This window comes from Priestia abyssalis (genome assembly GCF_002019595.1).
GTDB lineage: Bacteria > Bacillota > Bacilli > Bacillales > Bacillaceae_H > Bacillus_BA > Bacillus_BA abyssalis.
In genome coordinates this window covers 680,141-695,322 of record NZ_KV917369.1, presented here as the reverse complement: position 1 = coordinate 695,322, position 15,182 = coordinate 680,141, and the positions used below count along the sequence as shown (strand labels likewise).

The following is a 15,182-nucleotide window of genomic DNA, read 5'->3' as shown; positions in this document are numbered from 1 at the left end:
CAAAGTTCACCGTCGCCGATAAGCGACTTTTAATATGTTATCACTCAGAAAAACAAAAGTCAATAATTTATTTTTGTTTTTGTCGCATCGATGTGATGCTTTACTATATTAATATCATTGTAGATTAAAGTCAACTATTATTTTTAATCTTTTTCTATATATTCCATTTAATAACTCAACACGTTTCATTCCATCGAAAGGTATTCACAATCTGCCATCGGGACACCTTGAGTTCGCCCTCAAGGGTTTCCTAAGCGGATGGTGCCAACCCCGCAAGGGAGCTTGGCAGCCGCTTAGGTCTAGAAAATTTGGCATGGCCGCTCTTTGGTCATGTTGAATTTTCTAAATCAATCTATTTATTTTTTCCAATAATGAACAACATACACGCCATCACGGTTTTCCATCTGAAATCCGGACCATCCGTCGTTTAAAAGAGCTTGCTGTCCTGCTGTATCACTCATTTGAATGGTCACAATGTCTGTTCCCTGCTGCTGATCTTCATGAATTTTTTTCATAAATGTATAACGCAATAGACCGTCATATTTCTCTTTTAACGAGACGATTTCCATTCCTTGTTCAAATTTATCTTTTAAACTCGGAATATTAAATGGTGCGACTGTACAACAAACATAAACATACGGCTTGTCCATCTTTCTTAGTTCTTCCATTATGAGAACGGCCAGTTTTTTCTGCAGACCATTCCCTCGATAATCGGGATGTACATTTGATATTTCTTGATAAATAACATGGTGAAGTTCTTCTTCCATCAAGCCAAAATCCCGGCCCAAATGCCCCTCTTGATCGACTGGCGGCACAAGCAATGCTCGAAATGCTATCAGCTCTCCCTCTACAAAGGCCCCGATCATTAGTCCGTTTCCTTCTAATATATAGCGAAATTCCTCTAAAGTAAGAGGCTGCAATGTCGCCTTTTGTTCCAATGATTCAATGACCGATTCCTGCAATCTTAAAATTTGCTGCAAGTTTTCCAAAGCTAACAATCGAACACTGAACAACTGCCCGCCCTTTTCAAGCTTTCCTTCGTATATAATCTTCATGTATGTCCCCTCCTTCTGCTTTATCCCGCATTAACGGGCAGGAAGACCCCGTTGATAGAAGTCTTCTTTATTTAAAGATTAATCATTTACTGCCAGCTTTTCTTGTTCTAAAACAAGCTTTTCTGATTTTGGAAGTTTTGTAATAGTGATTCCGGTCAATGCATATATAATAGAAATTATTGGAACGACGAAATTCAACACTGCATATGGTGCATACTCAAATGCATGTACACCGAGCGTTCCTAATATAAATACTCCACATGTATTCCATGGAATAAACACAGATGTTAATGTTCCCCCATCTTCAAGTGCCCGAGATAAGTTTTTGGAATGAAGGCCCTGTTCTTTATACGCATTTGCATACATACGGGAAGGAATGACGACCGAAATGTATTGCTCAGAGCAAGTAGCATTCGTCGCAAAGCAAGAAATAATGGTTGATACAACGAGTCCTTTTGCTGTACGGGCAAGCTTTAAAATTTGCTTTACAATGGCTTCAAGCATTCCTGTATGCTCAAGAACCCCTCCAAATGTCATTGCGACAATCGTCATTGATACTGTATACATCATTGAATCTAATCCGCCGCGATTGAAGAGCCCATCAACCATGTCATTGCCTGTATCAATGACAAATCCGCTTTGTAACGCTCCGACAGCATCGGAAAAAGATCCCCCTTGAACAAACACATGGGAAAGAAAGCCGAGAAGAATTCCAACAATAAGTGCTGGAATGGCTGGAACCTTTTTCGCAACAAGTATTATAACAAGTAACGGAATGAGCAATAAAAAAGGTGAAATAACAAAGCTGTCTTTCAGAACATTAAGGGTTAGTTGAATATCAGCTGCATCAACTCCCTCTTTGCCAAATTCCCTTCCTAAAAATGCATATACCGCTAAAGTAATAATTAAGCCGGGAATTGTCGTATAGAGCATATGGCGAATATGAACAAAAAGGTTCGTATTCGTTAATCCTGATGCCAGGTTCGTCGTATCTGAAAGCGGTGACATTTTATCACCAAAATAAGCACCTGAAATGACAGCACCAGCAATCATCGGCGCAGGAATGCCCATGCTTAAGCCAATACCCATGCCTGCAACACCAATCGTTCCCATTGTAGACCAGGAACTTCCGATTGCAAGAGATACGACAGCACAAATAAGTGTAATCGATACTAAAAAGAGCGACGGTGTAATCATTTTTAATCCGTAATAAATCATCGTCGCCACAATTCCCCCGCCAATCCAAGCGCCAATCGTTAAACCGACGAGAATAATGATCACAACAGCAGGCAATGCAAGACGGATCCCCTTATACACCGCCTCTTCAATTTCAATCCACTTAAATCCTGCACGCCATGCTACTAGGGCAGCGGTCGTCGTTCCCACAATTAATGGAATGTGAGGCCCCTGTTCTAGAATAATAATGGTCACAGCCATTACTATAATCATAACGATGAGCGGAATGACGGCTAGCCAAAACGGCATTTCTTTTTTCATCTTAATCCCCCTAGTCTTTTGCATCTGCTCTCTTCTAAAAGATTGCTGCCTTTTACTTTTTTGAGAAAACGTTCCAAAAGCAGCAATCTTTATGAAAACAGCCTTCACATAGGAAACTCCCGCCCTTTACGAAGGCGAAAGTCTCCATTTCTATTTTTTATTTTCAGCCGAAAATGCACGCAAAACCGCTTCTTTTAAAATAAGGGTACCCGTCATGAGACAGCTTTTGTTAAATGTCATGTGAGGATGATGCAAACCCGGTGTTAAATCTGCTCCGAGCGCAAGCATACATGCTTTCAAGTGCGGACGCTCTATCGTATAGAAATGAAAATCATCACTTCCAGGCGTCACAACAGGATTCATGCAATATTCCTCCCCAAGAATAGAGATGATGCTCTCCTTCATGATCGTTTCTGCTTCAGAAGACACTTCAGCAGCCGGTGTATAATCAAGCCAGTTCCTGCTTAGCTCTACATCGTGAAATTCGCTTATCGCTTTGAGAGCATTTTCAACTTTTCGCTTCATATCTGCAAGAACTTGATTTGTTTGCGCGCGCAAATCAAGAGAGAAGGTCGCTTTTCCCGGAATAATATTGTAGCTGCTCGTCCCGGCATGAAAGCTTGTCATTTTAATAGATGAAGGAATAGCAGGCGGCATATGCATAGACCGTAAAAACTGTTGCAAAGAATAGCCAACTTCGATCGCATTCACCCCTAAATGCGGTCTCGCTCCATGGCTGTCCTCTCCAAGAATCATTCCTTCCATTGAAACAGTGGCTCCATGCTGTAAAGATGGAGCTGCAAAGCCAAAATTCACTTCTTCCTTAGGTCTCAGATGGACGCCAAATAAGTACACTGCGTCATCTACGGCACCCTTTTCTACCATTTTTAATGACCCGTTTCCTTTCTCTTCTGCGGGCTGAAAAATACAGCGAAGGGTTCCTCTCCACTCTTTTTGCCGCTCTTTCAGAAGAAGCAGCAAGCCAACGACAATCGTCATATGGGCATCATGACCGCAAGAGTGATTCGCTTTTATTTCACCGTTCACCTCTTGAAGAAGGGCATCCATGTCCGCTCGAACGGCAATGACCGGTTTGCCGCTGCCGATTTCAGCGACAAGACCCGGCATATCTTCGAAAGCCGTTACAGAAATGCCATGCTTCTTTAGTTTTTCGGCAAGATAGCGGGTTGTCTCGTATTCTTCAAAACTTAATTCCGGATGCTCATGAAGATGGTCAAATACGTCCATCATTTCTTTTTCAGTTGTTTGTAGCATTCATATGTGCCGCTATGTATGATTCCCCTTTGCTTTAGCGGCATATCCCCCCTTCTTCCCCATTTGCAGCCCTTCACAAATTGTTACCTTGCTGCCAATTCATCTTGACCAATACAATGATGAACAAAGGAAAGTTCTCTCAATGTATCCTCGTTCACTTCTAAGCCTAATCCCGGCTCTTCTTTCAAATTGACATAAGGAATGGCATATTCTAAATTGCCGACATCTTTGCTGAACAATAAAGGCCCTGTTAATTCTGTGCTTTCGATTACTCGCTTGGAAATGGCGAGATGATAGCCGGCCGCTGAACCAATAGATGATTCAACCATGGAACCGACTTGGCAAGAAAGTCCTGCCGATTCGGCAATTTTGGCAAGAGCAAGCGAAGGATAGATGCCGCCGCTTTTCATCAGCTTAATATTGATTTTGTCCGCTGCCTTATGCTGGATGATGCGCTGAAGATCAACAGGTGTCTGCACACTTTCATCCGCCATAATTGGAAGCCGCGTTAATTTTCTAAGCAAAGCCATTCCTTCAATGTCTTCTAAATACAGCGGCTGTTCGAGCCAGGAAAGCTGAAAAGATTCCAACACCGTCAGTGCCGTTTTTGCCTTTTCACACGTTTTCCAGCCTTGGTTTACATCGGCCCTAACAGGAACGTCATAGCCGATTCTGTCGCGTATTGCCTGAAGGCGGCGTAAATCGTCCTGCATATCATTGCCTATTTTTACTTTGATAGCGGAGTAGCCGGCCGCAACCGCATTTTCTGCTTCATCAGCCATGTTCTCCGGCTCATCAATGCTTAGCACTTTCGCATACGTTAATTTTTTATTTAACCGGCCTCCTAACAGATTGTATACAGGCTGTCCCGATGCTTTTCCCATTAAATCATAACAAGCAATATCAACTGCTGCTTTTGCTGCTGGGTTGCGGTATGTAACCGCATTCATTGTTTCGTGCAATTGTTCGATATTGAAAGGATTTTTCCCAATTACGGCAGGAAGAAGCTGATGCTGCAGCACGGCAAGCACCGTGTGGATAGACTCTCCCGTCACATGCTCATCACCAACAGCTTCTCCATACCCGACAATTCCGTTATCTGTCGTCAATTTTACAATGACAGACGGAATCGAATCATATGAGGCATAAGAAACAACAAAAGGTTTCTTTAGGGGTAAACGAATACCATATACTTCTGCTTTTGAAATAATCATAGCGACACCTCTTTTTTGTCGTTTTATTGTCGCTTATAATTATAAAAAAGATTAAAAGTTTTGTAAAGGCTGTTCTTTCAGAATATTCTTCACATCACTGTTCGGAACATACACCGCGCGTGCTCGTCCTTTATCAAATAATTTTTCTTCCCCAGAAATAAGCAAAAAGCCATGTTCATGAAAAATTTTAATGATTCGTTCGGCTGAACGCCTGGAAACATTGAGATAGTTGGCAAAATCATCTGCAGTAAAAAATTCCTCTGGATAAAAACGAAGAAAATCAATCATGCGCATTGTGTTTTTCAAGCTTGTCCCAAGAGTTTTTGACATATTTTTGATTAGATGATTGTCGTTTTTTATCATATGGGACTTAGACGATGTCTGGGTACTGGAAAAGAATGTTTCTGTCAGCTGCTTGTTCTCATCTAACTCACAGATGACCGCAGCTTGTAAGTCATGCTTTTTCGCTGCGTAAGCCAGCGCTTCTTGCGAATGAAGTTCCGCTTGTCCTAACGACCAGCCAAACCCGATACCAGCAAGGAGTCGATCTCCCTTAAAAACGAGTTTTTCAAAATCATTCAAGAGCCTTTCCTTTTTGGGTCTTCCTTCCATCATTCCTCTTGTCGTAATAATTTTCCACTCGTTTTCCGTCACGTTAAGCAGCCTTCCATTCAAACTTCTTGTAAATTGCTCCAGCTTGGACACTATGACGCTATAGGCACGCCGTTTATTCTCCTGCTTCACCTTGATTGACCATACCGCCACCTGTGATTGTTTCAAACGATTTTTTGCGATGATGGAAACAGCTTCATTCATTCCTTGTATAAAGGAATGGTGCGTTTGTATAACATACATGCTTGGGATGTTTTTCCGGCATAGTTCATCGTGAACAGCATGAATGCTCGTTAAACAAACATCCACTTTTCCAGCTTCATAGAGTTTCTTATGAAAATTCACAAACCCATCTATTTCAATCGAACGCTCTTTGACTTTATCCATCGTTTGAAAAATCCAAGGATAATCTAAAACATGCTTCATGCTGTCTTGTTCATTAAGGTGAATAAGAACAGAATGCAGCACTTCTTTATTGGGCAGATCAAGAGAAATTCGCTCGAACGGAACGTGATCATAATGAACAAGTCGGAATAGAGAGATGCTGATGCAAAGAGAGGTTAAACGAGCAACTGCAACAGGAATGCGCTCTTCCTGTATAATCTCTTTTGAATAAAAGTATGGAACACTGCCCGCCAGCAAGAACGCATCCACTTCCGCTTGACGGGATTGAATAATGACAGGAGCCTCCGAAGGTGTTTCATATATGTAAGGAATCATTGTTACATTACTAAAGTTACTTTCAATTGCTTTTATTTCTTTTTGAAAATGAGCTGAACCGATAATCCCAATTTTCATTTCAACCACTCCCTTGAAGAAGGCGATGAACATTTTCCTTTATCGCCACATCATTTTTTATAAATAAAGGTTGTTTTCGTAAACATACCACATTTACCCATCCCGTTCAAAACGCCATGTCAGTTGACGTTTGCCCATTGAGCTTTATTGAAGGACAATATTGATTGACACTATGATAAATAGTTATTTTGAACAAATAAGCAAAAAGAGAGACCTCAAAGCCGCATTAGACTTCCGAGTCCCTCCTTTTTCATTCATGTTACATAATCATTTTTTGAATTACAATTATTCATGTATAGCTTTTTCATGTACAGCAGTTGACGATCTAGTAATAGAATAAACGGCACATAATAAGGCCGCTAAAATAAACAGGACTCCAACCCATGAATTGTACATGACCGAGCTTTTTTCAATGACGAGACCACCAACGGCCGATCCGGCAGCAATTCCGATATGAGAAGCAGAGTTATTGATGCTGAGTTGGATATCGGCCGTTTTAGGAGCGATTTGAATAAGATAATTTTGCTGCGCCGGAGAAACCGACCAACTCAACGCACTCCATATAATCATCACGATTAAAAAGACCCAAAATGGTGCTTTTGTTGCAATTGGCATTAAAATCATCGCGATCGCAAACAATGGAATGATCGTCAACAGAGATCGTCCAATTCCAAGCTTGTCAGACGCGAAACCGCCCATTCCTCCCCCAACAACCGCGGCGAGACCGAACACAAAATACATGACGCTGATCATGGTTGCATCTAAATGCAAAGCAGACTGTAAAAACGGAGTGAAGTAGGCATATAACGTTAAATGCCCTGTGAGCATCAAAACTGAGATGAGCTGCGCACTTATGATTTTGGAGTTTCTTAGAGCTTTTAATTGTTCACGTAACGGAACGATCGGATTAGGCGGTGTTTCTTTCAAAAAGAGGAAAATACTCGCAGCCGCTACAACGGTCAAGGCCGAAATCAATACAAACGGAGCTCTCCAACCATATAGATTCCCCAGCATCATTCCAAGGGGTACACCCAATACAAGCGATCCGCTGACTCCCATATAAATCACGCCAATCGCTCTTCCTTTATATTCCGGCTTTACAAGATTTGAAGCAACAGTAACAGAAAGGACAATTAATAAAGAGGCAGTTGCCGCTGACACGATTCTCGAAAGCAGCAAGACGGTATAATTAGGACTGAACACAGCCATCAAATTTCCAATCAAGAAAAAGAATAATGTCCATAAATATAACTTTTTCCTCTCTACTTTTGCCGTTGCATTCAGCAAGATGGGAGATGAAATGGCAAAAGCTAAAGAGAACACAGAAATAAGCTGACCTGCCTTACTGATGGAAATATGCAAGTCAGCTGCAATTTGGTCAAGGATTCCCCCGATTATAAGCTCAACGATTCCAACAATGAACGCTGAAATGGCCAAGATGTAAACTCGAAAATTCATTGTATCATTACCTCCAATAAAGTTACTACCATTATAGTAACCTTCCGAAAATAAAACAAGAGGCTTTTTCTTTAAAGGTAGAACAAATTCTCTACATATAACTATCTCACTCTGCTCTTCTCATTATTCCTTATACCAACCCTTTCAATTACATTTTAATTGTCATCCTAAAATCTATAGAGCAAACAACAAGCTTTTATAAAAGTTAATTAGTTTGTCTATTACAAATATTCTTCCAAAAACATAAATTAATAGTACGATGTTCATGCTTTTTAAAGAAAGGAGATGATATTAATGCTACAACTTATGAAACTTCTCGTTACAGCTTCCACTACGACAAACGCTGTTCCAAACCCTGAGAAATTTTTCTATGTAACGACAGCCCCAACAATTGCTGGAAGTACATTAACAATAGATGCAGCTTCTTTTTTTCAAGATAACGGTACAGCAGCTACTGCCCTTCCTACATTAGCTACTAATAACAGTTATTTCAATGTCTACATTAACGGTGTTTTGCAAATGGAAGGAAATTCAATCTATACACCTGGAGCGACGGGTGTTGGATCACTTGCCTTCGCTGTACCTGCAGGTGGAGATCCAATATTACAAGACACACCTGTCGTATTAGAAGTAGTCAACTACGCTCCAACTTCAACTACAACTGTCGCAACATAAATCCAAAAAGTAGAGAGAGCTTATGTAATTCCCAGCTCTTTCTACTTTTTAATTTCTAAACCACTTTAATAACTTTATCCCAAGATTTTCTGTATCTATGATTCATAAATCATTATAAATTGGAGAATAATAGGCACTCCTTGCTTAGGGATATCCTGTGATGTTAAGACGAGAACACCTTCCTGAACCTGATAAAGAATGGGAGGTTGCAGCATAGCGTTTATAAATAAGTTTATATAAGACACAGAATTCGGATTAAGAATCCCTGTATTACCATATCCCGTTAATCCATCCTGATTTGTATAAATCCTTTTTACACCATCAGAGATGGTAACGTACTGCAAAGTATCTGCCTTTAAAAGCTTGGGTGCTATAGGCTTTCCTGGGTAAATATCGGGACACCCTTTTGGTGAAGCTGGCAGAACACACCTTCTCTTTTCATACAGTCTTTTTTTTACATATTGGTTGTACATACTATTAGAATTGACAATTTTTCTATTCATAACTACCCCTCCCTCCTCCTTTTTATCCAAAGATATTACTCATAATCCTATAATTTCATCTACACGATAAAAAGGAGCATAGAGAAACATATAGGATATCTTGCTGTATTATGTATTAATAGTAAATTCAAATTCACAAGATTTGTACCATCATAGAGCTTAATTATTTAACACATTTTTCACCTAAAAAATGGCCTCACACTTCTCTGTCTGCAACTCTAACTACATATTTTAGATGTTGTTAAACATTTACTACAAGAAACCCATTTATAATCAAAACCGATTTAAAAATGAGATAATATAGTGGTTTAAGCAATCAAAACAAAAGTAGGAGCTACTTGATCAGCCTCATTTAGAAATTACATAATAGTCTTCAATTAGCAATGGACGGTTATATATATATTCCACTTAATAATTCGACACATCTTCATTTCATCGAGGAGCATCACAATCGGAGAGCCAGACAACTTGAATTCGCCCTCAAGGGTTCACCTATGCGGATGGCGCCAACCCCGCAAGGGGGGGTGTCAGCCGCTTAGGTCTAGAAAATTCGGCGTGACCGTTCTTTGGTCATGTCGAATTTTCTAAATCGATCTATATAGAAAAAAAGCTATTTAAACTGGTAGTTTTAACGTTTTTTTGGTATTTGACCATACCCCAACTTTTTTAAATAGACTTCATATTATATAAGATAATGGTATCTAAAAGGAGATATACCCTCATATTGAACATAGTTATCACCTTTGTATTTTAGTCTATTTAATTAAAAGAGCGAATGACTTTTTGAGAGGTCTGTTTTTATGGAGTATAATAGAACATGATATTTAGCGATTAAGGAGTTTTTTGATGGAACACGCATTAGAAATTCGAAACGCAACAAAAAAAATTGGCAAGAAAATGATTATTGACGATGTATCCTTTAGCGTAAAAAAAGGAGAAGTATTTGGGCTGCTCGGTCCTAACGGAGCAGGCAAAACAACGATTATTCGTATGATTGTCGGCCTGATAAACATGACAAGCGGTGATATTTTCGTGAATGGACTGCATATAAAGAAGCAGTTTACCGAAGCGATGCATCATATTGGGGCGATTGTCGAGAACCCGGAGCTGTATAAATTTCTTACAGGCTATCAAAATCTTGTGCACTTTGCACGAATGCTGCCCGATGTAACAGCGGACAGAATAGATCAGGTCATTGAGTTGGTCAAGCTCGAAGACCGGATTGACGATGAAGTCAGAACGTACTCATTGGGGATGCGCCAACGGCTTGGCGTCGCCCAGGCACTGCTCCATAAACCATCTGTTCTCATTTTGGATGAACCGACAAATGGCCTTGATCCAGCAGGCATTAGAGAACTAAGAAGCTATCTCCATCATTTGACGGAAACGGAAGGAACGACCGTTATTGTCTCGAGCCATTTATTATCGGAAATGGAGTTAATGTGCGATCGGGTAGCCATCATTCAAGATGGACGGCTGCTCGATGTGAAAGCAGTGAGACAAATGGCCGAAAACTCGGAAAAGCGTCGCGTACAATTCGAAGTGGATGATTGCGCAAGGACATATGATCTCCTCGAGCAACTTGATACCGAATTGGCGATAGAGAAACTTGAAACCGGTTTTGAAACGAACCTTTCAAAAGAAGACATCGCGAATCTGAATCAAAAGCTTGTTCAATACGGCATTAAAGTATTTGAAATCAAATCGATGGAAAAAACGTTAGAGGAACGTTTTTTGGAAATGACGGGAGGAATCCATCATGAATAACCTCTTCTCCCTCGTCCAAAATGAAAATATGAAGATTTTCCTTCGGACTCGCACATTGTTTCTTATTGGCCTTATTGTCCTCATCAATTTCTTAACAGCCATCTTTATGAAAAACGTACTGCAACAGGCAGCCTCTTTAAGTACAATGTGGGACTTCACCTTATCAAGCGTCAATCTGTTGTGGGTTGTTCAAGTATTTGCGGTCATTATTGCTGGAGATATCGTCGCGAGTGAATTTTCATGGGGAACAATCAAGCTATTGCTCATCCGCCCTGCCACAAGGGCAAAGATTTTGTTTTCCAAATACATTGCGGTTCTCTTCTTTACATGGACGATTATGTTTGTCCTGTTTTTTTCCTCCCTTCTTTTTGGCTTGATTTTTTTCGGCCCAGGGGGAGGCGGCCTCTTTATGTTTGGGAAAGTGACAAGTACATATTGTCTGCAATTCATTGAAATTTTAATGATGGTCACATTTGCCTTTATGATCTCAACCGTCTTTCGCAGCAGTTCGTTATCCATTGGCCTCGCCATTTTCTTGACATTTATGGGAAAACCCATTGTGGACATTTTATATCATTTTAATTTCGAATGGGGGAAATACGTCTTATTCGCTAACACAGATCTGACTCCCTATTTCAGTGGGGGCGACCCGTTGTTTTCCGGCATGTCTCTCGGTTTTTCCATTTTAATGCTTCTCATCTATTTTACTCTATTCCAAACTCTTTCATGGCTTGTGTTCATGAAAAGGGATGTATCGGTATAAAACCATGCCAGCTGGTCATTGAAAAATCATCTGCCTTTTCGAAGGCAGATGATTTTTCTTTAGACATATTTTTTGGATTATCTCCATTCATAAGGTGTCTGCTGATAAACATAATAATTTAACCAGTTGGAAAATAATAGATGGGCATGTGATCTCCATCTATTCAGCGGTACATTCTTGGGGTTGTCATTCGGAAAATAGTGCTCTGGCATTGGAATTTCCATCCCTTTTTGTATATCCCTCTCGAACTCTTCAGCAAGAGTACTTGAATCATATTCCAGATGGCCCGTAATCATAATTTGTTTTCCGTTTTCAGCGCTGATGATAAAAGGCCCCGCTTCTTCCGATGCAGACAATAAGGTAAGAGCGGAACAGCGGTTGATTTCTTCGATGTCAACATCGGTATGTCTGGAATGAGGTGCCAAATACACATCATCAAATCCTCTTAATAGTTTTTCCTCCGGCTCTATCACTGTATGTGAATATACCCCTGATCGCTTTTGGGATAATGGATATTTCCCTATCCCAAAGTGATAATAGAGTGCGGCTTGAGATCCCCAACAAATATGCAGAGTGGAAGTGACATTACTTTTTGTCCATTCCATAATTTCCGTTAGTTCTTCCCAATAGATTACCTCTTCAAATCGCAAATGCTCGACTGGGGCACCGGTAATAATCATGCCATCGAATTTTTTGTCTTTGATTTCTGCAAACTCTTGATAAAACTGCTCTAAATGATATTGACTTGTATTTTTAGACTTGTATGTCGTAGTCTTTAAAAAAGAAACGTTGACTTGAAGCGACGTATTCCCCAACAATCTTAGCAGTTGTGCTTCTGTTTTCTCTTTTTCGGGCATTAGGTTTAAAATCAGTATGTTCAACGGTCGAATATCTTGACTTGCGGCACGATCTTCATCCATGATAAAGATTTTTTCTTTTTCAAGTATCTCTCTGGCAGGAAGAAGTTGTGGTATCTTGATTGGCAAAGAATCACCTCCTTATAATCGTTTCATGACCACAAAAAGAAAAAGCCTTCTTTAAAGAAGAAGACTTTTACATTCACACACAGCCATTCCTCTTATCTCTCAAGTTTTAAAAACTTGCTGGATTTAGCACCTTTCCAATGAATTTGCTCATTGGTGGTTGCTGAGGCGTCTTAGGGCCATACCCTCGACCTCTCTTGATAAGAAATCTATTTTATTCGATTTTTCATAACATTATATTAATTTATATTATTTAACGAGAAATAGCAACATTTTTTTACTATATAAATCATGGGTCGTGTATGTAACCATACACAACCCATGATTTACGTATAAGTTTCTTCAAGGCGGAAGAACAGAAAAGCAGGAATAGAATAAAGATTGATATAAAACGTAAAAAAATTAAGTAGTGGTCTTAATGCCTTGTAAATCAAGGTCTTTTTTCAGCCAGTATACGAGTTCTCGTTCGCGTGCTTCATTCATTGCTTGCGACTGTTCACGGTACCAATGGTAAAGTCCTTTTCCTGTTTTTTGTCCGTAGTTTCCTTTGTTAACCAATTCTCTCGTTTTGGAAAGTGATTCTTGATGGACGCTTAAGTCCTTAAATAAGTAGCTGGATATGGCAATCGAATGGCCCATTGTTCCCGCACCTAGTATTGCTAATCTCTCTATTGCTGGATTCATATAGCTGTCCACCCGCCGTCCACCTTAATCGTTTCTCCCGTAATGAAATTGGCCATATTTGAAGCAAGGAACAAAACGGCTCCCGTTACATCAGAAGGTTTAGGCATTTTACCTAAAAGAATACGGCTCATCACATCACGATAAAAATCTTGGTCGGCAAACATGTTCTTCGTAAAATCTGTTTCAATAAAAGTAAGAGCAACCGCATTGACCTTTTAATTCACTAAAATACGCCATCTGCGCCCCCTCTCCTTTACTGTTTTCTGTAAAAAGAGAGACACCGACCAAATACGCCGGTGTCACCATCTATCCATCTTTTTAACTAATTACAGCTTTTTTGTTCTCGTATCCTGAATCATCTAAAAAGAACTGCTTATGCATAAAACATTGGACATGAGTGATTTTTACCCATGTCCAATGTTTCATGTGGATTTTTAATAGCGGGCTGTTACCATTTTTTTGCGAGTATAAAACTCTACTCCATCACGTCCATTTGCATGAAGGTCGCCGTAGAAAGAGCTTTTGTAGCCCGAGAACGGGAAGAATGCCATCGGTGCAGGAACTCCGAGATTGATTCCAAGCATGCCTGCATCAATATCTTCACGGAATTGGCGAACAGCTTTCGCGCTGTCTGTATATAAGCAAGCACCATTCGCAAATTCTGATTGGTTCACGATGTCAATCGCTTCATCCAAACTTTCTGCACGTACGATTGAAAGAACAGGAGCAAAGATTTCGTCTTGCCAGATGGTCATACCTGGCTTCACTTGGTCAAAAATGGTCGGTCCGACAAAGTAGCCGCTGCCGTTTGTCGCAGCATCTTGACGGCCATCACGTACAAGAACTGCACCTTCCTTCTCACCGATTTCGATGTATTTAATCGTACGTTCTTTATGGGAATCACGAATAACCGGCCCGAGGAACACCCCTTCATCTAAACCATTGCCGATTTTGATTTCCTCTGCCGCCTTCTGTAAACGCGCCACCACTGCATCACCAATGTCGCCGACAGTGACTACCACGGCACAAGCCATGCAGCGCTCGCCTGCGGAACCGAAAGCCGCATTGATGATATTGGAAATTGTATTATCCAAATCCGCATCCGGCATGACGATGGAGTGATTTTTTGCTCCTGCTAATGCTTGCACACGCTTACCGTTAGCCGCTCCTGTTTTATATACATATTCCGCTACAGGCTGAGAACCGACAAATGATACAGCCTTAATGTCCCGATGCTCCAATATTCCATTCACGACATCATGTGCACCGTGAACGATATTCAATACGCCTTTTGGCAGTCCGGCTTCCGTAAATAGTTCCGCCAGACGATTAGCCAATAGCGGAGTGCGCTCAGACGGTTTTAAAATGAACGTATTTCCGCACGCGATCGCAAGCGGGAACATCCAACACGGTACCATCATCGGGAAGTTGAATGGTGTAATCCCTCCAACAACCCCGATCGGGTAACGATACATGCCGGATTCGACTCCTGTCGCAATGTCAGGGAGCTGACTGCCCATCATTAAAGTTGGAGCTCCTGCAGCAAATTCCACACACTCGATTCCTCTTTGTACTTCTCCATATGCTTCCTCATAACTTTTACCATTTTCTAATGTAACTAGTTTGGCTAATTCATCCCAGTTTTCAATAAGGAGCTGCTGATAACGGAATAAAATACGTGCACGGCGAGGCACTGCCGTTTTGCTCCATGTTTTGTAAGCTTCTTTAGCCACTTCTGCAGCATGGTCTAGATCTTCGCGACTGGAAATCGGAACATATGCCAATGCTTCACCTGTCGCTGGATTTGGAACGACTTCTGTTTTTCCGGACGCAGACTCAATCCATTCCCCGCCGATAAAGTTTTTTAACGTTTGAACTTTTGCTTCTGTTGTCATAAT

The 15,182-nt window shown here is 40.7% G+C and carries 13 protein-coding genes, 1 pseudogene and 1 riboswitch; of the genes and pseudogenes, 3 read left to right on the top strand and 11 right to left on the bottom strand.

Annotation, left to right across the window (positions count from 1 at the left end):
• Positions 1 to 356: 356 nt before the first annotated feature.
• The 6 genes from BK575_RS03320 to BK575_RS03295 all read right to left on the bottom strand — a co-directional run bounded on the left by BK575_RS03320 (position 357) and on the right by BK575_RS03295 (position 7,909).
• Positions 357 to 1,055 carry a GNAT family N-acetyltransferase gene (locus tag BK575_RS03320; RefSeq protein WP_078408899.1) on the bottom strand — a complete coding sequence of 233 codons (699 nt, stop codon included), beginning with the start codon at positions 1,053 to 1,055 and terminating at the stop codon, positions 357 to 359.
• Between the two features lie 78 nt (positions 1,056 to 1,133).
• Complete coding sequence (gene nhaC, locus BK575_RS03315) at positions 1,134 to 2,552, bottom strand: Na+/H+ antiporter NhaC (protein WP_078408898.1); 1,419 nt, start codon at positions 2,550 to 2,552, stop codon at positions 1,134 to 1,136.
• Positions 2,553 to 2,702: 150 nt separating this feature from the next.
• Positions 2,703 to 3,827, bottom strand: a complete 1,125-nt coding sequence (locus BK575_RS03310) for a M20 peptidase aminoacylase family protein (protein ID WP_078408897.1) — start codon at positions 3,825 to 3,827, stop codon at positions 2,703 to 2,705.
• A gap of 83 nt (positions 3,828 to 3,910) precedes the next feature.
• Complete coding sequence (locus tag BK575_RS03305; protein WP_078408896.1) at positions 3,911 to 5,041, bottom strand: mandelate racemase/muconate lactonizing enzyme family protein; 1,131 nt, start codon at positions 5,039 to 5,041, stop codon at positions 3,911 to 3,913.
• Between the two features lie 51 nt (positions 5,042 to 5,092).
• The gene (locus tag BK575_RS03300) at positions 5,093 to 6,451 is read right to left on the bottom strand and encodes a hypothetical protein (protein ID WP_078408895.1); all 1,359 of its coding nucleotides are present in this window, start codon (positions 6,449 to 6,451) and stop codon (positions 5,093 to 5,095) included.
• 285 nt (positions 6,452 to 6,736) lie between these two features.
• A complete protein-coding gene (locus BK575_RS03295) occupies positions 6,737 to 7,909 on the bottom strand; it encodes an MFS transporter (RefSeq protein ID WP_078408894.1) in 1,173 nt (390 codons plus the stop codon).
• A gap of 285 nt (positions 7,910 to 8,194) precedes the next feature.
• Between BK575_RS03295 and BK575_RS03290 the strand changes: the two genes are divergently transcribed.
• On the top strand, positions 8,195 to 8,584 hold the full coding sequence (locus BK575_RS03290) for a DUF4183 domain-containing protein (protein WP_078408893.1): 390 nt from the start codon (positions 8,195 to 8,197) through the stop codon (positions 8,582 to 8,584).
• A 95-nt stretch (positions 8,585 to 8,679) separates the two neighbouring features.
• Here the strand turns inward: BK575_RS03290 and BK575_RS03285 are convergent, their stop codons facing one another.
• Positions 8,680 to 9,087, bottom strand: coding sequence for a DUF4183 domain-containing protein (locus BK575_RS03285; RefSeq protein WP_235867296.1), 408 nt, complete (start codon positions 9,085 to 9,087; stop codon positions 8,680 to 8,682).
• An 846-nt stretch (positions 9,088 to 9,933) separates the two neighbouring features.
• Here BK575_RS03285 and BK575_RS03280 point away from each other — a divergent pair.
• Positions 9,934 to 10,854 (top strand): ABC transporter ATP-binding protein, encoded by a 921-nt coding sequence (locus BK575_RS03280; RefSeq protein WP_078408892.1) that lies wholly within the window; start codon positions 9,934 to 9,936, stop codon positions 10,852 to 10,854.
• Positions 10,847 to 11,617, top strand: a complete 771-nt coding sequence (locus tag BK575_RS03275) for an ABC transporter permease (protein ID WP_078408891.1) — start codon at positions 10,847 to 10,849, stop codon at positions 11,615 to 11,617. The genes BK575_RS03280 and BK575_RS03275 overlap by 8 nt, the downstream gene beginning before the upstream one ends.
• Positions 11,618 to 11,694: 77 nt before the next feature.
• On the opposite strand, the gene metA is transcribed toward BK575_RS03275, so the two are convergent.
• The 4 genes and pseudogenes from metA to BK575_RS03255 form a co-directional block, all read right to left on the bottom strand.
• Positions 11,695 to 12,603 carry a homoserine O-acetyltransferase MetA gene (metA, locus tag BK575_RS03270; protein ID WP_078408890.1) on the bottom strand — a complete coding sequence of 303 codons (909 nt, stop codon included), beginning with the start codon at positions 12,601 to 12,603 and terminating at the stop codon, positions 11,695 to 11,697.
• Between the two features lie 89 nt (positions 12,604 to 12,692).
• Positions 12,693 to 12,807: riboswitch (SAM riboswitch) on the bottom strand.
• Between the two features lie 195 nt (positions 12,808 to 13,002).
• Complete coding sequence (locus tag BK575_RS03265) at positions 13,003 to 13,284, bottom strand: hypothetical protein (protein ID WP_078408889.1); 282 nt, start codon at positions 13,282 to 13,284, stop codon at positions 13,003 to 13,005.
• Positions 13,281 to 13,487: pseudogene (locus BK575_RS03260) on the bottom strand (SDR family oxidoreductase); the annotation flags it as partial. The gene BK575_RS03265 and the pseudogene BK575_RS03260, both read right to left, overlap by 4 nt.
• 231 nt (positions 13,488 to 13,718) lie before the next feature.
• Positions 13,719 to 15,179 carry a CoA-acylating methylmalonate-semialdehyde dehydrogenase gene (locus BK575_RS03255; protein ID WP_078408888.1) on the bottom strand — a complete coding sequence of 487 codons (1,461 nt, stop codon included), beginning with the start codon at positions 15,177 to 15,179 and terminating at the stop codon, positions 13,719 to 13,721.
• Positions 15,180 to 15,182 lie beyond the last annotated feature (3 nt).